The sequence below is a fragment of the Mucilaginibacter sp. FW306-07-L genome (assembly GCF_058782065.1).
Genome location: NZ_JBYSXI010000001.1, coordinates 626,783 through 649,428, shown reverse-complemented (window position 1 = coordinate 649,428; position 22,646 = coordinate 626,783). Strand labels below are relative to the sequence as shown.

Below are 22,646 nucleotides of genomic sequence, written 5' to 3'. Positions count from 1 at the left end.
TTTGTAAGGTTTGCAACAAATATTATAAAGCATAAATAATACCTTTGCGCGCATTAATGGATACAGATAGCACAACACCTTCGCAACCCACACCCGGCTCAAAGTTAAGGAAGCGCGTTGCCGATTTTTTTGTTGACCTGTACCGCATAGGTGGGTTTACAGTACGCTTTTTTAAAGAGGCCTTTGTGGCACCCTTTGAATTTCAGGAGCTTATACGCCAGTGTTACCAGGTAGGTGTACGTTCATTACCGCTTATATCATTAACCGGTTTTATTATAGGTATTATATTCACCAAACAATCAAGGCCTTCGCTTTTGGAGTTCGGGGCAACATCATGGCTGCCATCGCTGGTGTCTATAGCCATATTAAAGGCTTTGGCGCCTATGGTTACGGCTATCATCGCTTCAGGCAAGGTTGGGTCAGGTATCGGGGCCGAGCTTGGCTCCATGCGCGTTACCGAGCAGATCGACGCTATGGAAGTATCGGGCACAAACCCATTCAAATACCTGGTTTGCACCCGTGTACTGGCTACTACGCTTACCATTCCGTTATTAGCAACTTATACCGCTTTAATAGCCTTATTGGGCGCATACCTCAACATCAGCGCTAATGAGGGAATTAGCTACAGCGCTTTTATAGGCGAGGTATTTGACCCGATCGATTTTATAGATATCAACCAATCTTTGGTTAAAGCCATTGTGTTTGGTTTCACCATAGGTTTAGTGGGCTGCTACCAGGGTTATCACTCTAACAAAGGTACCGAGGGTGTAGGCAAGGCAGCCAATAACGCGGTAGTTATCGCTATGTTCCTGGTGTTTATTGAGGAGATATTGATTGTTCAAATAACCGGCTGGTTCAGGTAAATATGGAAGAGGCAAAATCACCTATTGACTATAACAACGCGGTTATCAGCATCCGTAACCTCCAAAAATCATTTGGTGATTACCATGTGCTGCGCGGTATTGACCTGGATATATTTCAGGGCGAAAACCTGGTGGTGCTTGGTCGTTCAGGTACCGGTAAATCGGTACTGATCAAATTAATATCCGGTTTGTTAAGGCCCGAGGAAGGCAGCATTAATGTATTAGGCAATAACGTACTAACCCTGAGTAATAAGGAATTACAGCAATTGCGTGTACGCATAGGGTTCTCTTTTCAAAACAGCGCCTTGTATGATAGTATGACGGTGCGTAAAAACCTGGAGTTTCCGCTGGTACGTAACCGCAAGGGCATTACCCGTAAGGAGATCAATGCAGCCGTTGAGGAAGTGCTTGAGGGTGTAGGCCTCTCGCAGACCATTAACCAGATGCCGGCTGAACTTTCGGGCGGGCAGCGTAAACGTATAGGCATTGCCCGTACGCTTATACTAAACCCGGAAATAATGATGTATGATGAGCCTACAGCAGGGCTCGACCCGATAACCTGTATCGAGATCAATGACCTGATCAACGAAGTACAGCAGCGTTACCATACCTCATCAATTATTATTACACACGATTTAACCTGTGCCAAAACCACAGGCGATCGTATAGCCATGCTGCTTGATGGCCAGTTTCAGCGCGTAGGCTCATTTGATGAAATATTTGAAACAGATGATGCCCGTGTGAAACCTTTTTATGATTATAATTTTATTCAATAAAACATACCATAACAATGGATGCTTCGGAAAGAAAAAACGCGATAATAGTAGGCATATTTGTTGCCTTGGGCACTATTATATTTGTAGTAGGTGTACTCACGCTGGGTAGCTCATCAAAATCATTTGTAAAAAGTATCAGCATCCGCTCAACTTTTGGCGATGTGGCCGGCCTTAAAAAAGGCAGCAACGTTTGGTTTTCGGGTGTTAAGATAGGCACCGTTAAAGAAATAGCCTTTAGCAACAACTCACAGGTAGAGGTTGTAATGTCTATTGATGCAGCGGTAAAGCCTTACATACACCGTAATACCCAGGCCAAGATAGGATCAGACGGCTTGATAGGCAATAAGATTATCGTGCTTGACGGCGGCAGCCCGCAGGCACCGGTTATTGAGGATGGCGACCGGATACAATCCGAAAAAATGCTTTCAACCGATGAAATGATGAGCACTTTTCAGGAAAACAACCGCAACCTGCTCTCGATCACCAAAGACTTTAAACAACTGAGCAGCCAGATTTTACAAGGCAAAGGCACCGTTGGCGCGCTGCTTGCCGATAGCAGCATGGCCGTACAACTGCGCAATTCCATGAAGAATCTGCAGTCGACCACGGAGAGTGCTGCCCGCCTTGCCGTTCAGTTAGATAACTTTAGCAAAAAGATGAATACTAAAGGCGGCCTCGCTGATAAGATGCTTACCGATACCGCTACATTCGCACAAATACAACAGTCGGTTGCGCAATTACAGCAAACAGCGGCAAATGCCAGCATGCTTACTGATAATTTGAACAAGGCATCATCAAAACTAAATACTACTGATAATGCCCTGGGTATTTTACTTAACGACCGTAACACGGCCGCCAAAATGCAAAACACACTCAATTACCTTGAGCAAAGCTCCATAAAACTGAATGACGACCTTGAGGCCGCGCAGCATAACTTTTTGTTAAGAGGATTCTTCAAAAAGCGTGAAAAGGCAAAAGCTGATAGCCTGAAAGGCAAATAATACAGACCTTTATACCACATAAAAAAATCCCGCCTTTAATAAAAGGCGGGATTTTTTTATGACCGGTACCTAAATTTTCAGGCTATTTTTAATTTAAGCGTGGTATCATAAACATGCTGTGAGGTACGCAGCATCACTTCCATTTTGTTGACCAATTTACTGGCATAAGCCAAATTGGTTTCCAGGCCTTCAATTTCTTTGCTGATAACTTTCAGGAAGTATTCACTGTTAAATACCTCTAACAGTAAATCATAATTAGTATTTAAAAAGTAAAGCACTTTTAAAAAGAACGACTCATTATTCTCCATCAAGATCTCGCACTCGTCGATAATGTCAGTAATACTCGGTTCAGAAAAATCATTCTGTTTACGTAGCTTAACAAAGGCGATCAACTTGGCATAAGCAATGCCTACCTTACGTAATATGGCCTCCATCTCCTCATCAGCAGAGCGTATAGAATAACAGTTATTATATTTATGGTAGTAATTAAACGTCCAGTTGGCATTATGGATACAAGCTTTGTACCTGTTAAAAATGAAATTTGTTTTCATAGCCATGTATTTAGCCTACATAGCCAAACATGTTGCCACAAATGCTAAATGTTAATAATTATTTGATAATTTTTCTGAGGATATTCTGCAAAGTTTTGCGAGCCTTTTATTGTTACAAGTTTGTTACTTTTAACCTTTCCTTTAAAGAAATTTATTCTCAATATAACATACTTTGAATGATTAAAGCAATTATTAAGTGTTTGATTTTCCAGACATACTTTCCTTATCCTTCAATTCACAATTACCAAGTGAAATAATATATCGATAAAATTAATGTCGCTTAACTAAAACCCTTGCAATTTTCATACGTTGTGTATTAAATACACTACAGATGGCAAACAACATTAAACAAACCATTGGCATAGGCATTATTGCAGGTATGCGTGCCATGATGGCCCCGGCCGCTACAGGCAGTTATCTATCAAAAGTTTAAAATACTAACGATCAGAATACGGCTATCAAATTTTTGAGGTCACCCATAGGTGTAAAGGTTTTGCAAACCCTTGCCGCGGGTGAGTTAGTGGGCGATAAGTTACCGGCTGCACCTAACCGTACGGCTTTAGCCGGCGTAATTGGCCGGGTGGTTAACGGAGCGCTATCAGCAGCGGTAATCAGCAAGGTAAACAAAAAGAATGTGCTTACCGGCGCTTTGATAGGCGGTGGTGCTGCGCTGTTATCAACCTACGCCTGTTTTTATTTACGCCGGTATATTAGCAGTCGCCCCCATATAAAAGATTTTGCTGTCGGCGGCGCTGAAGATGCCATCGCTATTGGCCTGGCCAGGCTGATATTTAAATAAGTGGTATATTCACTTCGCCCTGCTAAAGCCGGGCTGCATGCATGAAAAAATTTGAGGCTACTACCCTTTTGCTGGTCATCGCTTTTTGGGCATCAGCCCAAAAGCTAAAGCCTGCCCTTAATTTGGTTAAAGGGAGTACCTATAGCCTGCTTATAAAGCAGCGTATTACTACCAACCAAACCATCAAACAACTGCCGCTTGAAACGCGGATGATACTTGCGGCAAAGATGAGTTTTAAGGTTAGCGATATCCAGAACGATCATTACAGCATATCAGCAAATTACGATACTATAAACCTGCGCATGGAACTGCCAAATGGCAATTTACAATACAGCTCCGAACGTTCGGACTCAGCAAACGTATACTCACAATTACTTGCCGCATTTAAAGGCAAGCCCTTCCTGATCAGCTTATCAAAATCAGGAAAAACATTGACTACCAATGAAGCGGACAGTTGCTTATCCGCATTGAGCAAACAACTTTTAACTGTAAATACAGCGCAGCGCGAACAAGCGTTTAGACAACTGCAACAATCCATCGGCAATAACGCCGTTATCAACATCCTTGATAACTTGTTGTACATATTCCCTGCATCCACGGTAAATAAAACCGATAAGTGGATCATTGAAAATAAAGCCCCCGGTGAGCCTTCCCTAACCGTACGCAACTTTTACTTTATTACGAACAGCTCCGCTACGGGCATCACCATACAGGGCAATGGCACCGTTCAATCAGAATCGGCGACGGATACCTCGCGCTTAAACGGCATGCCGGTTAAGCGTAGCCTGGCTGGTACTACTACCTCATTGATCACCATAAACAAAAAAACAGGCTGGCCTGTAAATGCCGAAGTAACTCAAAGCCTGAAGGGCAACCTTATTATTCAGGACAACCCTAAACTGCCCGGCGGCATTGCCATACCTGTTATCATAACCAGCAGTTTAACTGCTACGGCACTTTAAAAGAATAATCAAGCCGCTGTGTTTATTTTAAATTAAAAAAGCTGATATTTGAGTGCTCTATACATTCCATAAACTATTGACTACGCGTTTACAAATTTCAGCAGATACATCGCTGCAAGCTAAAGTACATGACGTACAACTTGTGTATAACCGTTATGCAGGTATGCTTTTAGGTTATATATACGATGTAGTAAAAGACCATGCACTGGCCGAAAAGTATTTGGCAGAAACCTTTATTAAAGTAGCTGCTACAACAGACGACCTGAACAAACCGGGCGAAAACATTTATTGCAAACTACAACAGGTAGCACGCAGCAAAATGGCTAACTATTTTAATACGGTAAAACAGCATGATGTTAAAGAAACGGCAACTAACAGGCCTAACAGTTTTTTGAGCAGGATGAATGCCGGGCAATTAGCCGTTTTTTGCGGCATACACTACCATGGTAAAAACATAGGCACCATTGCAGCCGAATTGAATGAAGGGGAAGATACAGTGAGGAGATTATTAAAAGAAGCATTTGTAATTATCAGACAAAGTAATGATGCAGGAGTATATTAACAGTGGCATACTTGAAGCCTACGTACTGGGCAGTGCTTCGGAGCAGGAAGTGCAGGAAGTGCTCGGCATGAAGGAAAAATACCCTGAAGTGAAACAAGCACTATTTACCCTTGAAGAGGATATGGAAAAGCTTGCCGCATCAATGGCTATTGAACCACCTGCCCACCTTTGGCCTAAAATAGCTGATGAAATAAATGAGATCGTGTTACGTGAGCCCACCAAACCTCAGATCTACCGCGAACAAACTCATAAAAAGCAAAATACCGAAGCTGATAACAAGAACCAGTATATCGATATAGAATCAGAAGCTACACACATGCGTATACATAAAGTGTGGCGCTGGGTGTTTGCGGCTGTATTTGTGTTAGGTAAGATATTTTTAGGTTTCGCCATTTATTATTACCTGGAAAACAGGCAGATGAGTGAGCAGATGAACGAGCTTAAAACTGAGCTTAAACAATTAAAAACAGTAAAATAAAAAGCGCCCTTTCGGGCGCTTTTTGCTTGATGTGATAAGGGTTTCAGGTAAGGTATCGTTATAAATTAAGCGGCAGGCGCAGCATTATCCTTTTGTAGTTTTTTTAGCATTTCGCTGCCTATCAGCGCGTCTATCATTCCGCCGGAACCACCATCTTTGCCGCTAACCAGTATTTCCGGCACCAACTTGATGTTGTTGCTGGCCAGCGCTTCGGCTACGCGTACTACAGCATATTGCTCGGTACCCATGGCTTCTGTTTTTTGCTTGGTAACTTCGGCCTCGGCCAAACCGATGGCTTTGATCTTACCGGCCTCGGCACCACCATTTACCTCGGTAGCGTTTGCATCAGCCTTTGCGTTAACCGTTTTTACTTCGGCATCAGCCTTGGCATTAATGGTCTTCACCTCGGCATCGGCACGGGCATTAATGGTTTTTGATTCGGCTTCACCTTTGGCGACAGCTACCTTTGATGCCGCCATTTGGGTATTGATTTCTACCTGCCGGGTTGATTTTACTACTTCGGGCTGCATATCGGCACCAGCCTTGGCGCTTTCAAATTCCTTACGCTCAATTTGCGCGTGGCGCTGTATCTCATAAGTCACCTTTTCCTGCTCGGCTATTTTACGGTCGGTCAGGGTTTTCATCAATGCGGCGGGTGGTACTATATCGCCGATCAGGGTATCCACCCCTACTACGTTGTAGCCTGCCAGTACGGTACTAATGTGATCCTTTGCATCATTTTGCCTTTGGATACGGTTCGCCAAAAAGCCGATCACATCACTCCGCTGCGCCGAGTTACGGAAATAATTGGCGATTGTAGGCTCCAGCACCTGCGATACCAGGTTCTTCATCTTACCAAAACGGGCTATTACCTTTGGTGCCTCGTTACGCGGTACGTGGATGATCTGTGATACATCCAGGTTGAACGTAAACCCGTCAGACGAGCGGACGGTTATGGTACACAGGTTTTTATCCAGCTCATGCGCCTCGGTACGGCTATCGGCCCAGTTAAGCACAATGTTGGTGGTGGGCACTACCTCAACGGCGTGGGTATAAATATTCACCGGGTGCTTGCCCGGGTCAAGCGGTTCATCCCACACACCTTTTTCGTTACACTTCACAATGTTGCCGTGCTTAAAGCTGTCGCCACTGGTATCTTTACCTTCAGGGCCGACAAAGGAGTTAACTACTCCCACATAACCTATGGGTATATAAACCATATCCACCTGCTCAACAGTAACAAACCAGGGGTTTAGGTAATAAGTACCCGACAGGATCACATCTTCCTGCAAACCCTTGCGACCGCCGGCATTGATAAAGGCTATCGGGTCTTGGTAGTTTTTATGGCCATGTACAGATTCGCCTGCTATCTCGCCTTTATCCAGCGGTTCACCATCAAGCGTGGTAATGATACCAACCTTGTTATCATTAATATGGGTAATGGGTACAGTTTGTATCTCAAACAAAAAGGTATTGATACGATAACTACCCGGCGTTAGGAAAGCCGCCTGCGGGCCTTTTTGCCCGTTATTATCCAAAAAAGCGATGGCATCCTGAAACTTATCGCAATTAACAGGTTTACCCAGTACGCGGCCGGTATCTAACGAGGCACCGTCCTTCGCCTTAACCAAACCGAGCTTATCCTGCTCGATGATGGTAAAAGGTGCCATAATCACCTCGTACTGCCATGGCCAGAGCCGCCAGTACAGGCCCGGTGCCAAGGTTTTGGCCTGCATACCAGCCTCGCCGTGCGTAGCAATAATACGCCCATCGGGCATACGGATACTGTTTAACGTAAATTTTTTAATTACCATGCCGATACGGTCATCAGGCACGATAACCATTCCGAAGAAAACCCTGAGTACAAATTTGTACATAATCAGGAGCACCACAACGGGCATAACCCACCATAGGTTAATAAATAAACCAGACATTTTTTTATGAATTTTTAGAATGATAAGCCCATAAGGCTGGGGCCTTTTTGAAAAGCTTACAGCTTTATTTTCAAAACCTTAGCTGTATAGCTGTTTAGGATTTGAGTAGATTTACGGTCGCATTTGTATAAATATTACTGACCAAATATTGCACAGTTTTAAACCTCCGTCAAGGGTTTTTAAATATTTAATTAAGTTGTAATAAAGTGATATTTTTACAATTCACTTATTAATTATAAGCCCGTCGAGATGGCAAAAAATATCATTCTGTTAATAAATATCACCTTGCTTTTTTTGATCACGGGATGCCGGGGTAATCTAAAACCCGAAAATCTGCGCGGAAAATGGAAGTATGTAAAAGTTTTTAATCCGGAAGCCAACCCGCCCGACAGTGTTTCGACCATGGAACTGGAAGAACTAAAGCCTTACATTGAGTTTACGGGCGATAATACATTGCAGATAATATGGAACGGCAAGGTGCTATCAAAAGGCACTTATCATATCGAGGCCGATAACATCCGCTTTAAAGAAGACCTTGGCAACGGGCAAAGCCGTGAGTTCCCCTTCTATGTATCAAAGCTTACCGATAAAGAGATCGTTTTTGAAACCGTTGGTGCAGACGGATCAAAAGTAACGGCGGTGAAATTTAGTGAGTAGAGAGCGATGAATAGTGATTAGTCATTTGTCATCAGGAGTTTCATCCACATATTACTTTAAACTCCGCAAACCAAGAAACTTTCAAAGCCTGATAACTAATGACCACTCACTAATGACTATTCACCAAATCAATGCCCAACCACCACAGCATCCCCGGTTACGCCGGTAAATTTGCCGCGGTTAAGGCGGAGGCTGGTAAAAAATATCACAAAGGCTATTAAACCCGTGGCGCACATTACGGCTGCCAGCGGAACTACCGAAAGGCTATCGAACAAACTTACACTGGTTGACACCAATGCGCCGATACCCAATTGCAATGCCCCAAACAGCGATGACGCGGTGCCCGCGTTTTTTGAGAATGGCGCAAGGGTTAAAGCGGCTGCGTTCGGGTTAGTCATCCCCAAGCAGCAAAGGAACAGGAAGATCATGACGATAGTACCCCAAAAACCAAGCACACCTAATACCGAACCGACCAAGAACAGGACACCCACAAAAGCTTGTGCCGGTAAGGATACCTTTACAATCTGCTCGCTGGTAAACCGGCGCAGCAGCAGGCTGTTTACCTGGCTGGAGCCGATAAAGCCGACCGATAGCCCGGCGAAGATCCAGCCGTAAACTTTATCTGTAACGCCAAACACTTCCATAAATACCAGCGGCGAGCCCGCCACGTAAGCAAACAATCCCGAAAAGGCGAATGAGCCCGTAAGCGTATAGGTATAAAACTGCGGCACCTTCAGTACATTTAAAAATGAGTTGATAATAGGGCCGGGTTGTAATGATATGGTAGGGTCGGGCTTATAACTGTCTGGCAATACAAATATCACCGCTAACAATATCAATACCGCCATACCTGCCAGTACAATAAACACCCATTGCCAGCCCGGCCCGGCAGTAACATAACCACCGATAGTTGGCGCTACCATAGGCGATGCACCTACCACCAGCATCAGCAAAGCGAACACTTTGGCATTATCTTTCACAGGGAACAGATCGCGCACCATGGCCATGGAGGCAACCGCGGCCGCGCAACTGCCAATAGCCTGAACAACGCGTAATATAATAAGCGCGTTTAATGAGGTAGCCATAGCGCAGCCAACAGAGGCTACAATATAAAAGCTTAAACCAAACAACAAAGGTTTACGGCGGCCAAACTTATCTAACAGCGGGCCATATAATAACTGCCCTGCGGATAAGCCGATAAAAAAACTGGAGAGCGATAAAGCCACACCGGCAACATCAGTATCCATGTATTTAGCTATAGCCGGAAAGCCGGGCAAATACATATCAATTGAAAATGGACCTAATGCTGTAAGGGTGCCTAATATCAGTATTAAAAAAAAGTAACGTTTTCTGGTCATGCAATAAGCCGGTTTTTTTATTTGCGACAGATATGCGCGGCCGGACTACAAAGATGCTGCAAGCCTTTTAAAAAATAATAAGCGAAATGTAAATTCAATAATTTAAAAGCGCGATGCTATTCATTATCGTAATAAGTAGCGTCTTTTATTATTTTACCCTCATTATTAAAAGTAAGTACAGCACATATAGGTAAATGCCATTTTTCGCCACCAGCTGGTGTACCGCTTGAGGTAAATTGCACGGTTACCACACTGCCCGAAGCATGTATGGCATCAATATCATCCTTAATATCGGCAAACATTTTCTGCATTTCGGTATACTTGGCTATGGTTTCTTCATGGTTCTTTTTAACATAAGCCGGGCCAAAGGCGGGATCTAAAAAACTGGCGGTATCGGCGTAATGTTCGGCCATGCCTCTCCAGTTATGCTGATTAAAAGCGGCAAACATGCTTTTGGCCGCTTCGGTATTCGCGTGGCTGCGATCGTCAGTTTTAATACAGGCGCTAAATACTGCCGCTAAAATGATAATGATTAAGGTATTTACTTTCATGACATGGATTATTGATGCACTAATTTACAACACGATATATAAATAAAGCAGTAATAAAATGTAAAACTAAGGGGTATATCGGACATATTATTTATAAATTAGCCAATACAATCGCCAATTATTAAACATGATACCATTAACCGTAATGTATACCCGCCAGTGCCGTCCGCTAAGCATAGCCGCCATTTTGGATGTATTTGAAAGCGTGAACTCCGCCTTGGTTCGCCGGGGCGAAAATGCCGCCTTTGATATACAACTGGTAAGCCATGATACCGAATATGGGATATATAACAACTACCAAACCCTGCGTGTTAAAGATGCCGCTGATGCCAAACTGATCCTGATACCGGCATTTAAGTCAGACGAGGGAGATATTAAAGGCAACATCAATGCAAACCTGGAGTTGATCCCATGGATCATGAAGCAGTACCAGCAGGGTGCCGAGGTAGCCAGCTTTTGTACCGGGGCGTTTTTGTTAGCCGCGACAGGTTTACTAAACGGCAAAAAAGCCACCACGCATGTATTAGCTACGTATGACCTTGCACGCAATTTTCCGCAGGTTGATGTACAGCCCGAAGAAGTGGTAACGCATGACAGTGGCATATATACCAGCGGCGGCGCTACCAATACCTTCCATTTGCTGCTGTACCTGGTTGAAAAATATTGCAGCCGCGAGGTGGCCGTTCAAATTGCCAAACTGTTCGCCATTGATATGGACAGGGACAGGCAAAGCTATTTCGCCACCTTTTTGCCCAGTAAAGACCATACAGACAGCATGGTGGCCGATGCTCAGCAACGAATGGAGCAGCGTTATAACAAAGCGGCCACTATTGAGGAGATCATAGGCGATATACCATCAAGCCGCCGCAATTTTGTACGCCGTTTTAAACATGCAACCGGTATTACCCCTATTGAATATTTACAACGTACCCGGTTAGAGGGAGCCAAAAAGCTGCTCGAAAAAACTAACCAAAGCATATCCGAAGTAATGTACAATTCCGGCTACAATGATGTAAAATCATTCAGGCAATTATTTAAAAAAGGCGTTGGCCTTACCCCAAAGGAGTACCGGGATAAGTTTAATATCATAAGGGCGAACTAAGTTTTATTGGTTGTAAACCAACTTGGCTTATTATTTGCTTTACCTATGCTAACTTATAGAAAGATACTTATGAAAAAGTTAGCAATATGTTTAAGCCTGACGATGGCTACTCTTCTATCAGCAGGCTCTGCCGCCCATGCGCAGCAGGACACAACTAAAAAGAAAGAAATGAGTTCGCAAGGTAAAGGCGCTATAATTGGTGGCGCAGGTGGTGCGGTAGCGGGCGGCCTTATAGGCGGCAATGTAAAAGGCGCGCTTATTGGCGGCGCATTAGGTGCAGGCGGCGGTTACATCATCGGTAACGAAAAGCAAAAAAACAAAGAGAAAAAAGCACAAGACAAAAAAAGCAGCGCTAAAAACAAGTAATTATCTGATCATACTACAAAAAAGCTCCGCTATTTACTATCGCGGAGCTTTTTTGTGTAAAATCCATCCTTGATTAGTTACGTTTTTTAGTATATTTCCGTTCAGCATATTAAATGACCAAATTATTAGCCGCGCTTTTTGTTTTGCTTGTGCCATGCCTCGTGCTGGCTCAGCCACGCATGTACAAGGATACGGCCACGATAATTAATACCGAAGGACAAAAAGACCTGATAGACATCGGCAAAGACCTATTTAACATTAAGCCGAAAAAGGTTGAGGCCGAAAAAGATAAGGAAGTCTATTTTTCATTTCTGCCGGTATCAACCGCTGTACCCGGCGGCGGCAAAACCCTTTTTACATCAACTACAGCAGGCTTTTATATGGGCGACAGAAGTACCACCTATATATCAAGCGTAACTTTTACACCTTACTTTAACTTTAAAGGCCGGTATGGTATTCCTATACGCTCAAACGTGTGGCTAAAAAACAACTCGTGGAATATTATGGGCGATACCCGGGCGTTAAAATATCCGCAGTACACCTGGGGTATCGGTGGCGGCCACAATAACAACAATAAACTACTGCTGGATTACCGGTACTTCCGCTTTTATCAAAGCGCCCTTAAACAGATCAAGCCTTATTTTTTTGCAGGCATTGGCTATAATCTTGATTACTACATCAACATTGAAACCACTAAAAATAACGCGCTAAAAAACTTTACCGGTTATGAATACGGTACGGAGGATAGCCAGAATTCATTTTCATCAGGCCCGAGCATAAACCTGTTGTATGATACGCGAAACAATTCCATTAACCCCCTGCCCGGCTGTTACGCCAATTTAATTTACAGGTTTAGCAGTCCTGTTTTTGGCAGCAACAACCACTGGCAATCCCTTTATTTTGATGTACGCAAGTATGTGTCGCTTTCACCACGATCACGCAAAAAAAATGTACTCGCCTTGTGGACTTATTACTGGACAACCCTGACACCCGGCACACCTTACCTTAACCTGCCAAGCATTGGCTGGGACCCTTACAACCGCTCGGGCCGCGGCATTGAACAAAACCGTTACCGTGGCGATGCCTTGTTTTACATGGAGAGTGAATACCGCCGCGATATTACCCGGAACGGGCTATTAGGCTATGTGCTTTTTGCCAGTGTAAACTCAGCTTCACAACAGGGTTCGCGCAGTTTTAAATACTGGCACCCTGCGGCAGGCGGCGGCTTGCGTGTAAAATTCAATAAAAATTCGGGCACCAACATTGGTGTTGATTACGGCTTCAGCAAAGGATTTTCAAGCATTATGCTGAACCTTGGCGAAGCATTTTAACTATTGCAGGTTATTAGAGATGGATGTGTTATACTTAATAAGTTAATTAACTAATAATTACTAAAAACACCTTTCAGAAAATAAATATTGTATTATAATATGAACTTCATTTTATAAAGTAAAATACTTTCTAAAAATCGGTTAAATTAATTTTATTACTTTTGCATTTGTAAATACTGCTAATATTTCGTTACTGATTATCAAATATCATCTTCCTGAAATTTTCGGTATCAAGCAATCAAAAAAAGAAATTTGAAACGTATTTTAGTTTTAGACGATAATGAAGATATTCTGGAAATAGTTCAGGAAACATTATCGTATGAGAATTTTGAAGTTAAAAGCACTGCCGAAGGTGAACATGTTTTACCATTGATCCAGGAGTTTAAACCAGACTTAGTTATATTGGATTACCGTGTATCTGGCATGAATGGCGGCGAGATCTGCAAGCAGATAAAAAGCCACCCCGACTACGGCAATATCCCCGTTATTATATTCTCAGCCTACATTAACAGCAATGGCGAACTTAATGGCTATGGTTGCGATGCCATCATCAACAAACCTTTTGACCTGGGCGAACTGGTTGACAAGGTAAATGCCCTTCTTTAATAATTATTGATAATTTGCTCATTTCATCGATTTGCAAAAGTCATAATTGGCGAATAGATATCTTTACAACAATTGAGACTATCAAAATAAATTTATATTTAAATTACGATATTTTCAATTTATACCCCATTGCACTAATTAACAATTTAGTTACTTGCGGTTATAATTAATACAATTACAATTTTGTATATTTGGTTAATTACAAAATACAAAATCACCCCCAATTGTATTTGTTATGGAAAAACAAGTAAACGAGGTTTTAAATCAACAGACCTCTCATAAAAAAACATTATTATGCCCGCATTGCCATAATGAGCTATCAGGCGGCAGGGTACATCGCGGCTTTTTTGTACGGAACTTTTTATTCTGGCTGCCCATTAAAAGGTACATGTGCTACCGTTGCAGCAAAAAAAGCTATGCATGGGTTTAACTCTGATTAAATATCTTAAACCTTTAATATTTATATTAAATTAATATTAATATTAAATGCAATTTATATGATTTATTCAATGAGATTTAGCATTTTGCATCTAACTAAATCTAAATTTTGGATAAATCGATTAAACCTAAAAAGGAATATCGCTGTAATACCTGCGGCCATATTTTTCATTTTCAGCAGCCCAGGAATGTTTTTGAAAGGATGTTATCTATGATCAAGCCTTTTAAGAAATATTTTTGCGCGCGCTGCCAGCGTTCATCCTACGTGTTTGAATCTCGCGACAAAGTTTCTATGATCATTTACGGCCTTCCACTTATAAACATTTGGTTATAAGTAATTACTGGTACAAGTTTTGTGTATGCTATAATATAGCAGGATACAAACGGATTGCAGAATAGATATGAGACGGATACTGGCTGTTGATGACAACAGAGATATATTAGAAATAATTGAGCTGATACTTGAAGACTGTGGTTACGAAGTTGAAACCTTAACCAACGGGCACGACCTTTTTGATAAGATAAAAGAAATCAACCCCGATTTGATCTTACTGGACATCATGCTTGGCGACCTGGATGGCCGTGAACTTTGCCAGTTAGTAAAAACAGGTGCCGATACTAAAAATATACCAGTAGTACTTATATCAGCAAGCCATAATATGGCTGATAGCATTGCCGAACATAAAGTTGGCTCAGCCAATGCTTTTATTGCCAAGCCATTTGACATTAGCGACCTGGTTGATACCGTACAGTCGCACATAGCCGCTTAATTACCTTTTTTGAGGCTTATTTTTCAACATTAATAACAATACGGGCATAGTTGCGTTAAAAAAATGTTTTCCACACTTGTTAAATACTAAGGTGGATTGCATCTTTGCCGTTTAGCTATTTTAGCGCAACCGTAAGTACGCACCGTATGACAACACTCAAATATATAGTACTGCCCGCAGCAGTATTTTTAGTATCACAAGCAGAGGCCCAGCAAAATCCGTCGTTCCATATTTATAAGACCTATCACACCGCTCTTGACCTATTAGATAAGGGAAAATATGTTTCGGCGGCTGAGCAATTCAAGCTTGTGGAAGCCTCTAAGATCCGCACCGGCAACCAGCCTGGTTTCGAGTCGGAGATATCACTCATCAAAGAAAATTCACATTACTACGAAGCGCTTTGCGCCCTTGAATCGGGCAGTGATGATGCTGAAAGCATGTTTCAGCGCTTTATAAAGGAGCATCCTGAAAACCCGCTTTCAAAACTGGCTTATTTCCAGGTAGGTAAATCATACTTTAAGCAAGGAAAATATAAAGAGGCGCTTGAGTGGTTCAACAAAGTTGAATCAGGCGAACTGACCGGCCGTGAAAACACCGAATATAAATTCCGTAAAGGCTACGCCTACTTCGCTACCGGCGATAACGTAAACGCGCAAAAACTATTTAGCGATGTTAAAAACAAACGTTCGCCCTATACTGAGGATGCTACGTACTATTTTGCCTACATCGCTTACCTTAATAAGGATTATCACCTGGCGCTATCTAATTTTGAAAAATTAAAAAATTCAAAAAAATATGAGTCAAGCTATCCGTACTATATTACAGCGGTATACTTTTTAGATAAACGCTATGATGATGTATTGAGCTATGCCGTACCTATTGTAAATAACACCAAGCAGCAAAATGAAACGGAAATGCTGCGCATTATAGCGGCATCGTATTTCGCAAAGGCCAACTATCCGCAGGCGGTAAGTTACTACACCCGTTTCCAGGATCGCGACCAGAACAAAACCCAAAACACGCAGGATAGCTACCAGATAGGTTACGCCCATTACAAAACAGGCAACCTTAATAAAGCGGCTATCGAGCTTAAAAAACTGGTTGGCCAAAATGATATTTACAGCCAAAGCGGTAACTATACCCTGGGCGATATCTTTTTAAAACAAAACAACAAGCAAGGTGCCCGCACGGCTTATCAAACCGCGTCAAAACTTGATTTTGACAAGCAGATACAGGAAGATGCCTTGTTCAGCTACGCCAAGCTCTCATACGAACTTGATTTTAACGCCGCCGCGCTTGAGGCGACACGTACCTACCTGAAAAATTATCCACGCTCCGCACGTACCGAAGAAGTGAAGATTTTATTAGGTGAGGCCTTACTAAACGCCCGCAACTATCGCGAAGCGGTAGAAATACTGGAGCCTATCCCTAACAAATCAGTAAGCGCGCGCACGGCTTATCAAAAGGTAACCTATTACCGTGGTTTGGAATTTTATAACGAGCGCGCGTTCGAGAATGCTATCGGCATATTTTTGCGCTCACTAAGCGCGCCGGTTGACCCGCAAATTGAAGCGCTTACTACCTACTGGATGGCCGAAGCCATGTATGAGGTGCGCAAGTACAGCGAATCGGTTGATAACTTTGAAAAGTTTTTGGCCATGCCGGAATCTAAACAAACCAACCTGAGTAATTACGCTAATTATGCTTTGGCCTACGCCGCGTTTTATGACGACCAGTATGGTAAGGCCGCCAAGTACTTTGAACGCTTTTTACAAGGAGCCGAAAAAGACCCGAATACGGTAAATGACGCGGTAACCCGCATAGGCGATAGCTATTTTGTGATGAAGAGCTATGGCAAGGCACTGGAGTATTATAACCGCATTATTTCGCAGCGCACAAAAGGCGAGGATTATGCCTTGTTTCAGCGTGGGGTGATACAGGGCTTACAGGGTAACTATGATGCTAAAATATCAACCCTGAATGATGTATTGCAGCAATTCCCTAATTCTGACTATGCAGATGATGCCTCTTTCGAGATAGCCTATACTTACTTTTTAAAGAACGACGGGCCTCGTGCTAAAACTGACCTGCAGGCGATGATCCAAAAGTACCCGCGAAGCAGCTATGTGCCGCGTGCTATTGTTACCATCGGTTTGATTGATTATAACGGCAACCAGGATGACGCGGCTGTGGAATCATTCAAAAAAGTGGTGTCTGATTACCCATCAAGCGATGAGGCTAAACAAGCGCTTAAACAGGTTGAAAAAATATATACCGACAAAGGCGACGCGCAAACCTTTATTAATTACGCAGGCACTACTCCTATCGGCAACTACACTACTGCCGAGCAGGAAAATATTATGATAACCGCTGCCAACAATCTTTACTTAAAAAACGATTGGCAGGGCACTGTTAACGCGGTGAACGCCTATCTTGATAAATTCCCGACCAAGCAGATTTATGATAAGCAGGCACGCTACCTGCGCGCGCAGGGCCTTACCAATTTAGGCCGTACGCAAGAGGCCGTGGTTGATTACAACTATATTTTGAACGACTGGACAAGCGCTTATACTGAAAAATCACTGATCAGCATGGCTAAGCTGTACATGGCGCAAAAGAAATATAATGATGCCGTGGTATTCCTGAAACGTTTGGAAACCAACTCCGAATACAAGGCCGATTATACGTACGCGGTGAACACGCTGCTTTATTGCTACGATCAGATGCGGATGTCTGACGATGTATTGAAATACGTAGCCATCGTTCGTGCTAACGAAAAAACCGGCCAGGAAGATAAGTTCCGTACTGGTTTATATGCTGGTAAAGCAAACCTGGAACTGGGTAATACCGAAGCCGCCATTAAGGAGTTTAATTATACGCTTGCCAATACCAAAACCGTTGCAGCGGCCGAGGCTAAGTATAACATCGCGTTGATAGAGTATCAGCAAGGTAAATACAAGGCATCTCAAAAAACATGTTTTGAAATAGCCAAGGATTTCCAGAACTACGAATACTGGTCGGCCAAAACATTCATCCTGCTGGCTGATAACTACGTTAAGCTAAAGGATAATTACCAGGCTACGGCTACCCTGCAAAGTATCATTGATAATTATACTGCCAAGGATGATATACTGCCTGAAGCAAAACAAAAACTGGCTAAACTTAAAGGTATCAAGATAACACCTGAAACCACGCAGGCCGACAGCACCGGCACTGCCGTGCAGGACACCACCCAGCAATAACAGGAGCATTCAACGAACCAACGAGCAAAGACACATGAAATTAAGATACACCTACATATTGTTTACCGCGCTAACGGCTTGTTACTTTGTACCGGCAACCGCGCAGGTAAAAAACACTACTAAAAAAGGGCAAAAAGCCGCAACGCCGGCATCGCAAAGCAATGCCAAAAAACTGGGTGATGCAGCCTCGAAAACAGCGCAGGATACCACTAAGAAAGGCCAGAATAACCCTAACGAGGGGGGTGCCATCTCTGAGGAAATTGTAGTAACCACCTCATACAAACCGGTATTGGCTGATGCGGTAAAAATTCGCCGTAACCCTGATCTGGAAGATAAAACACCATTTAAAGCGCCATTGAGCTACAGCTCGATTGATAAACGCCTGACCAAGGATAACGAGATACAACAGTTAGAGGCCATGAAACGCCCGCCTGAGCGCGACTCGTTACCGACCAATAATTATGTTAAAGGCGGTCTGGGAAGTATGAAAACCACGTTTGGCGAAGGCTACTTCTCCAACGGTGCTGATGAGGCTTTGCAAGTGGGCGGATACATAAAACACTTTTCACAAGGCTCATCAGTATTCCCTAAACAAAACGAAAGCCGTAATGAATTGGGCATTTTTGGCAAGAGCATTACCGATGAGCATACCTTGCGCGGTACCATAACTTATAAACGCCGTGGTGTTAATTTTTATGGTTATAACCGTGATATTGAGCCGCAGCTACAATTTGAACCTCAAAAGCAAGCCTTTAACACCATTGCTGCCGAAGGCGAACTGGCCAAAAACTATCGTGATGTAGAGAACGACTTTACCTATGCGCTTAAAGTTAACGGTTATTCGTTCAATAACTCCTTTAATGCTAAGGAAAGCAACCTGGTTTTATCGGGTTTTGTAAACCAAACGGTTAAGCAGTTTTACGCTGGTTTAGCCGCGTCACTTGATCTGGGTACACAAAAAGACAGCCTGTACTCTTACAACAATAGCATCATCCGCTTAAACCCGTACATCAAGTTTCAGGGCGAAAAGTATAAGATAGACGCGGGTGTGAACATAACCAAGGAATTTGGTTTGAGCAGCCGCTTCTCCATCTTCCCGGCAGCCAAACTGGAGTTCCAGGTGATCCCGAAATATGTTCGCCTGTTTGCCGAAGCTAAAGGTGATATCAACAAGGCATCTATCCGTGATTTTTCTGAAGGCAATCCGTTTATCACCGAAAACATCACCCTTAAAAACTCTGCTGACCGTTTAGCGCTGAGCGCAGGTTTAAAAGGCACACTGGCACCGGGCCTGGGCTTTAAGGCTACCTTCTTCCGTAACCGGGTTAAGGATATGCCACTGTACATTGCCAACTTTAATACCAACAGCACCAACAATAAATTCGCGGTTATTTATGATGATGGCACCGCTACCGTGAGCGGCTTTACCGGCGAACTGGATTTTAAAGCTACTGATGACCTGAACATATTCGGCCGTGCCGAGTTTAAAGATTACAAAATGGACACCGAAGCGCAAGCCTGGAACCTGCCTAAATTTAAACTGACCGCGGGTACCATAATCCGCATTAGCGATAAGGTGAACATTAATGGCTCGCTATTAATTCGTGGTAACGCTTACGACAGGATACTTGATCCACTGAGCACTACCTTTACTGAGCCACGCGCGGTTGAAATTAAATCGTACGTTGACCTGAACGGCGGCGCGGAATATAAAGCGACCAAGCAATTATCCATATTTGTACAGGTAAATAACATCCTGAATAATACTAACCCAACCTTTTTATATTATAATAATTACGGGTTTAATATTTTTGGCGGCGTTGGCTATGCCTTTTAATTTATTTAATAATTAACCGTACTTTTACGGGAATGGACTTAGCCTACTACTTAATTGATTTACTTGGGCAGCGTGGTGAGGTAAGCGTACCGGGCTTGGGCCATTTCTTCTACGCACGGGTAAATGCCACATACAAGGCTGATGAGGCGCGCATCTATCCACCGGGGCAAAAGCTGGAATTTGAGCAAAAGCCTGTAAACGGTGATGATGCTTTTGCCGCCTTCATTTCACAAAAAAAGAACATCTCCATGGCATCAGCAAGGTATTTTGTTGACCGCTATGTGAACGATGTAGTACAGGAAACCGCCATTCGTGATTTTGCTGTGGCCGATAAGGGCTGGCTGCGTAACGATGGTTTCCAGATAGTTTTTAAAAATGCTGATACCGCCGCAGGCAATACGGTAAACTTTGGTTTACCTGCATTGCATCTGCCTAAAAAGGGACAGCAAAAGGTTAAAATAACAACAGTTGTATTAACACCGCCGCCCCCGGTTATGGATGAACCGCAAACGGTTAGCCAACAACCGGTTGTAGAACAACCACAGGTAAATGAGCCTGCTATCATAGCACCGCAAATTACAGTTACACCTGATGCGCAGCAAACTGTTACACAGCATACAGCACCGGTAACAGAAACACCGGAAGCCGGTTTTGTAGAAGACGAAAAGCGGGGTTTAAACGTTTGGGTAATTACGGCTATTGTTGTTGCCCTGTTGGCTATTGCCGGCATTGGGCTGTATATGTATAACCCGGGATTGTTAGGCTTGGATGGTGATAACCGGGCGGCTACCGTAATACCAACTACTGATAGCCTGGCCAATAGTGTTGACACAGCCACGGTTGAACCGGAAAATACTCCTGGGGCATTGGCTAAAACTGGCGATACAACTGAACCGCAGGCCAACATGAGCCTGAACGATTCGGTTAAAACAGTGGTTATTGATTCCCCTGCCGCAGTAAAAAAGCCAGGCGCAGGAGTTCAGGCGGTAAAACCACAACCTGAAGCTGTACAACCTGCCACTAAACCGGCTGCAACTGCCCCGGCAACAGGTTACCCTTACACGGTAATTATTGGCGGCTCGTTCGCTACCGTTCAAGAGGCTGAAAAATGTATCGTAAACTATAAAAAGTTAGGCCTTGAAGCCCATATTTTAGCGGAGCCCGGTTATGGTAAAAAACGTAAGGTAGTTATAGGCACTTACAAAACACTTGCAGAAGCACTCACAGAAAAAAACAAACTTATAAAATCAAAAAAAGTCAGGGATGATGCTTACACCCTGGAAATTACTAAAAAACGATGACACTATTACTACAGATTGCAGATACGGCTGCACAAATGGCGGATACAGTGAATAACGCGGCGGTACCAACCGTACCGGCAGATGATTTGCGCTTTGGCGACCTGTTGCTTAAAGGCGGCTGGGTAATGATACCGATCGGTATTTTAGCGGTATTGGGCCTGGTTATATTTTTTGAACGCTTTTTTACTATCCGCAAAGCCTCTAAAGATGAATCGAGCCTGATGGCGCAGGTTCGTGCCAGCATCATGTCGGGCAACCTGCAATCAGCCGTAGCATTATGCCGCAACAGCAATACACCGCTTGGCCGTATGCTGCAAAAAGGCTTACTGCGCATTGGCCGCCCGATAAAAGATATTGAAGGCGCTATTGAGAACGTAGGCAAACTTGAGGTATCAAAGCTTGAAAAAAACATCGGCATCATTGGCATTGTAGCGGGTATAGCGCCCATGTTTGGTTTCCTGGGTACTATCGCGGGTGTAATCCAGATCTTTTATAACATCTCAAAAACTGATAACATCAGCATGGGTGTAATATCAGGCGGTTTATACGTAAAAATGGTTACCTCGGCCGCGGGTTTGTTTGTTGGTATCGTAGCTTACATTTGCTACAACGTACTTAACATGATGGTTGATAAAGTGATATTAAAACTGGAAACTGACGCTATTGAATTTATTGACCTGTTAGAAGAGCCAAGCAAATGAATTTGAGAAAAAGACAACGGGGCGCGACGGCAGAGGTACACACCTCGGCACTGAACGACATCATGTTTTTCCTGCTGCTGTTCTTCCTCATCGCGTCAACCGTTACCAACCCGAACGTAATTAAGCTGATGCTGCCTAAATCATCATCAGGGCAATCTGTTTCAAAAAAAACCATTACGGTTTCGGTAACCAAGGATTTAAAATATTACATTGATAAAAAAGAAACACCGGTAGACCAACTGGAAGCTACCTTGGGCGGCTACAAAAGTTTGGCAACAGAATTGACCATCGTATTATACGTTGACCGTACCGTAGCTATACAGGATGTAGTACAGGTAATGGATATAGCCCAAAAACTAAACATTAAACTGGTATTAGCAACGGAGAAGAAAGGTTAATCGGTTTGCAGTGGGCGGTTTGTAGTTGACGGTTAACATATTTTAATCTGAAAACGAAAATG

Annotated in this window: 22 protein-coding genes; 18 read left to right on the top strand and 4 right to left on the bottom strand. The window is 43.3% G+C overall.

The features are described 5' to 3' along the window. Positions 1–56 precede the first annotated feature (56 nt). Genes AC3WJC_RS02945 through AC3WJC_RS02935 form a run of 3 tightly spaced genes read left to right on the top strand, consistent with a single transcriptional unit; the run spans position 57 to position 2,640 of the window. Positions 57–863 (top strand): MlaE family ABC transporter permease, encoded by an 807-nt coding sequence (locus AC3WJC_RS02945; protein ID WP_492397577.1) that lies wholly within the window; start codon positions 57–59, stop codon positions 861–863. A 2-nt stretch (positions 864–865) separates the two neighbouring features. Continuing rightward, positions 866–1,639 carry an ABC transporter ATP-binding protein gene (locus tag AC3WJC_RS02940; RefSeq protein ID WP_492397576.1) on the top strand — a complete coding sequence of 258 codons (774 nt, stop codon included), beginning with the start codon at positions 866–868 and terminating at the stop codon, positions 1,637–1,639. 14 nt (positions 1,640–1,653) lie between these two features. Beyond that, positions 1,654–2,640: an MlaD family protein gene (locus AC3WJC_RS02935; RefSeq protein WP_492397575.1), complete on the top strand. Its 987-nt coding sequence runs from the start codon at positions 1,654–1,656 to the stop codon at positions 2,638–2,640. A 77-nt stretch (positions 2,641–2,717) separates the two neighbouring features. Here AC3WJC_RS02935 and AC3WJC_RS02930 read toward each other — a convergent pair whose 3' ends face one another. Beyond that, positions 2,718–3,191 carry a hypothetical protein gene (locus AC3WJC_RS02930; protein WP_492397574.1) on the bottom strand — a complete coding sequence of 158 codons (474 nt, stop codon included), beginning with the start codon at positions 3,189–3,191 and terminating at the stop codon, positions 2,718–2,720. 466 nt (positions 3,192–3,657) lie between these two features. On the opposite strand from AC3WJC_RS02930, the gene AC3WJC_RS02925 reads away from it, so the two are divergent. The 4 genes from AC3WJC_RS02925 to AC3WJC_RS02910 all read left to right on the top strand — a co-directional run bounded on the left by AC3WJC_RS02925 (position 3,658) and on the right by AC3WJC_RS02910 (position 5,992). Next, the gene (locus tag AC3WJC_RS02925; RefSeq protein WP_492397573.1) at positions 3,658–3,990 is read left to right on the top strand and encodes a DUF4126 family protein; all 333 of its coding nucleotides are present in this window, start codon (positions 3,658–3,660) and stop codon (positions 3,988–3,990) included. A gap of 41 nt (positions 3,991–4,031) precedes the next feature. Beyond that, a complete protein-coding gene (locus tag AC3WJC_RS02920; protein ID WP_492397572.1) occupies positions 4,032–4,952 on the top strand; it encodes a DUF6263 family protein in 921 nt (306 codons plus the stop codon). A gap of 76 nt (positions 4,953–5,028) precedes the next feature. Next, positions 5,029–5,514: an RNA polymerase sigma factor gene (locus AC3WJC_RS02915; protein ID WP_492397571.1), complete on the top strand. Its 486-nt coding sequence runs from the start codon at positions 5,029–5,031 to the stop codon at positions 5,512–5,514. Continuing rightward, entirely contained in the window at positions 5,495–5,992 is a 498-nt protein-coding gene (locus tag AC3WJC_RS02910; protein WP_492397570.1) for a hypothetical protein, read from the top strand. Before AC3WJC_RS02915 ends, AC3WJC_RS02910 begins: the two co-directional genes overlap by 20 nt. Positions 5,993–6,057: 65 nt before the next feature. Here AC3WJC_RS02910 and AC3WJC_RS02905 read toward each other — a convergent pair whose 3' ends face one another. Then, positions 6,058–7,926 (bottom strand): SPFH domain-containing protein, encoded by a 1,869-nt coding sequence (locus AC3WJC_RS02905; protein ID WP_492397569.1) that lies wholly within the window; start codon positions 7,924–7,926, stop codon positions 6,058–6,060. Positions 7,927–8,175: 249 nt separating this feature from the next. Here AC3WJC_RS02905 and AC3WJC_RS02900 point away from each other — a divergent pair, with 249 nt between their 5' ends. Further along, on the top strand, positions 8,176–8,583 hold the full coding sequence (locus AC3WJC_RS02900) for a hypothetical protein (protein WP_492397568.1): 408 nt from the start codon (positions 8,176–8,178) through the stop codon (positions 8,581–8,583). A gap of 128 nt (positions 8,584–8,711) precedes the next feature. Here AC3WJC_RS02900 and AC3WJC_RS02895 read toward each other — a convergent pair whose 3' ends face one another. Beyond that, positions 8,712–9,941 (bottom strand): multidrug effflux MFS transporter, encoded by a 1,230-nt coding sequence (locus AC3WJC_RS02895; protein ID WP_492397567.1) that lies wholly within the window; start codon positions 9,939–9,941, stop codon positions 8,712–8,714. A gap of 116 nt (positions 9,942–10,057) precedes the next feature. Further along, positions 10,058–10,492 carry a nuclear transport factor 2 family protein gene (locus AC3WJC_RS02890; RefSeq protein WP_492397566.1) on the bottom strand — a complete coding sequence of 145 codons (435 nt, stop codon included), beginning with the start codon at positions 10,490–10,492 and terminating at the stop codon, positions 10,058–10,060. A 127-nt stretch (positions 10,493–10,619) separates the two neighbouring features. Between AC3WJC_RS02890 and AC3WJC_RS02885 the strand changes: the two genes are divergently transcribed. The 10 genes from AC3WJC_RS02885 (at position 10,620) to AC3WJC_RS02840 (ending at position 22,584) form a co-directional block, all read left to right on the top strand. Next, positions 10,620–11,594, top strand: coding sequence for a GlxA family transcriptional regulator (locus AC3WJC_RS02885; RefSeq protein ID WP_492397565.1), 975 nt, complete (start codon positions 10,620–10,622; stop codon positions 11,592–11,594). A gap of 69 nt (positions 11,595–11,663) precedes the next feature. Beyond that, positions 11,664–11,960, top strand: coding sequence for a YMGG-like glycine zipper-containing protein (locus tag AC3WJC_RS02880; RefSeq protein WP_492397564.1), 297 nt, complete (start codon positions 11,664–11,666; stop codon positions 11,958–11,960). 113 nt (positions 11,961–12,073) lie between these two features. Then, positions 12,074–13,291 carry a BamA/TamA family outer membrane protein gene (locus tag AC3WJC_RS02875; RefSeq protein WP_492397563.1) on the top strand — a complete coding sequence of 406 codons (1,218 nt, stop codon included), beginning with the start codon at positions 12,074–12,076 and terminating at the stop codon, positions 13,289–13,291. 252 nt (positions 13,292–13,543) lie between these two features. Further along, positions 13,544–13,897 (top strand): response regulator transcription factor, encoded by a 354-nt coding sequence (locus AC3WJC_RS02870; RefSeq protein WP_492397562.1) that lies wholly within the window; start codon positions 13,544–13,546, stop codon positions 13,895–13,897. Positions 13,898–14,736: 839 nt separating this feature from the next. Beyond that, the gene (locus AC3WJC_RS02865; RefSeq protein WP_492397561.1) at positions 14,737–15,105 is read left to right on the top strand and encodes a response regulator; all 369 of its coding nucleotides are present in this window, start codon (positions 14,737–14,739) and stop codon (positions 15,103–15,105) included. Between the two features lie 146 nt (positions 15,106–15,251). Beyond that, on the top strand, positions 15,252–18,347 hold the full coding sequence (locus AC3WJC_RS02860; RefSeq protein ID WP_492397560.1) for a tetratricopeptide repeat protein: 3,096 nt from the start codon (positions 15,252–15,254) through the stop codon (positions 18,345–18,347). Positions 18,348–18,381: 34 nt separating this feature from the next. Beyond that, positions 18,382–20,184 (top strand): porin family protein, encoded by a 1,803-nt coding sequence (locus AC3WJC_RS02855; protein WP_492397559.1) that lies wholly within the window; start codon positions 18,382–18,384, stop codon positions 20,182–20,184. Positions 20,185–20,216: 32 nt separating this feature from the next. After that, the gene (locus tag AC3WJC_RS02850; protein ID WP_492397558.1) at positions 20,217–21,485 is read left to right on the top strand and encodes an HU domain-containing protein; all 1,269 of its coding nucleotides are present in this window, start codon (positions 20,217–20,219) and stop codon (positions 21,483–21,485) included. Further along, the gene (locus AC3WJC_RS02845) at positions 21,482–22,186 is read left to right on the top strand and encodes a MotA/TolQ/ExbB proton channel family protein (RefSeq protein ID WP_492397557.1); all 705 of its coding nucleotides are present in this window, start codon (positions 21,482–21,484) and stop codon (positions 22,184–22,186) included. The genes AC3WJC_RS02850 and AC3WJC_RS02845 overlap by 4 nt, the downstream gene beginning before the upstream one ends. After that, entirely contained in the window at positions 22,183–22,584 is a 402-nt protein-coding gene (locus AC3WJC_RS02840) for an ExbD/TolR family protein (RefSeq protein ID WP_492397556.1), read from the top strand. The genes AC3WJC_RS02845 and AC3WJC_RS02840 overlap by 4 nt, the downstream gene beginning before the upstream one ends. Positions 22,585–22,646: the final 62 nt, after the last annotated feature.

Excerpts from the sequence above, each read along its gene's own strand:
- AC3WJC_RS02850 (WP_492397558.1), top strand. The coding sequence starts at position 20,217 with ATGGACTTAGCCTACTACTTAATTGATTTACTTGGGCAGCGTGGTGAG.
- AC3WJC_RS02855 (WP_492397559.1), top strand. The coding sequence starts at position 18,382 with ATGAAATTAAGATACACCTACATATTGTTTACCGCGCTAACGGCTTGT.
- AC3WJC_RS02930 (WP_492397574.1), bottom strand. The coding sequence starts at position 3,191 with ATGAAAACAAATTTCATTTTTAACAGGTACAAAGCTTGTATCCATAAT.
- AC3WJC_RS02905 (WP_492397569.1), bottom strand. The coding sequence starts at position 7,926 with ATGTCTGGTTTATTTATTAACCTATGGTGGGTTATGCCCGTTGTGGTG.
- AC3WJC_RS02920 (WP_492397572.1), top strand. The coding sequence starts at position 4,032 with ATGAAAAAATTTGAGGCTACTACCCTTTTGCTGGTCATCGCTTTTTGG.
- AC3WJC_RS02935 (WP_492397575.1), top strand. The coding sequence starts at position 1,654 with ATGGATGCTTCGGAAAGAAAAAACGCGATAATAGTAGGCATATTTGTT.
- AC3WJC_RS02845 (WP_492397557.1), top strand. The coding sequence starts at position 21,482 with ATGACACTATTACTACAGATTGCAGATACGGCTGCACAAATGGCGGAT.
- AC3WJC_RS02885 (WP_492397565.1), top strand. The coding sequence starts at position 10,620 with ATGATACCATTAACCGTAATGTATACCCGCCAGTGCCGTCCGCTAAGC.
- AC3WJC_RS02895 (WP_492397567.1), bottom strand. The coding sequence starts at position 9,941 with ATGACCAGAAAACGTTACTTTTTTTTAATACTGATATTAGGCACCCTT.
- AC3WJC_RS02840 (WP_492397556.1), top strand. The coding sequence starts at position 22,183 with ATGAATTTGAGAAAAAGACAACGGGGCGCGACGGCAGAGGTACACACC.
- AC3WJC_RS02880 (WP_492397564.1), top strand. The coding sequence starts at position 11,664 with ATGAAAAAGTTAGCAATATGTTTAAGCCTGACGATGGCTACTCTTCTA.
- AC3WJC_RS02860 (WP_492397560.1), top strand. The coding sequence starts at position 15,252 with ATGACAACACTCAAATATATAGTACTGCCCGCAGCAGTATTTTTAGTA.
- AC3WJC_RS02910 (WP_492397570.1), top strand. The coding sequence starts at position 5,495 with ATGATGCAGGAGTATATTAACAGTGGCATACTTGAAGCCTACGTACTG.
- AC3WJC_RS02945 (WP_492397577.1), top strand. The coding sequence starts at position 57 with ATGGATACAGATAGCACAACACCTTCGCAACCCACACCCGGCTCAAAG.
- AC3WJC_RS02940 (WP_492397576.1), top strand. The coding sequence starts at position 866 with ATGGAAGAGGCAAAATCACCTATTGACTATAACAACGCGGTTATCAGC.
- AC3WJC_RS02890 (WP_492397566.1), bottom strand. The coding sequence starts at position 10,492 with ATGAAAGTAAATACCTTAATCATTATCATTTTAGCGGCAGTATTTAGC.
- AC3WJC_RS02900 (WP_492397568.1), top strand. The coding sequence starts at position 8,176 with ATGGCAAAAAATATCATTCTGTTAATAAATATCACCTTGCTTTTTTTG.
- AC3WJC_RS02865 (WP_492397561.1), top strand. The coding sequence starts at position 14,737 with ATGAGACGGATACTGGCTGTTGATGACAACAGAGATATATTAGAAATA.
- AC3WJC_RS02875 (WP_492397563.1), top strand. The coding sequence starts at position 12,074 with ATGACCAAATTATTAGCCGCGCTTTTTGTTTTGCTTGTGCCATGCCTC.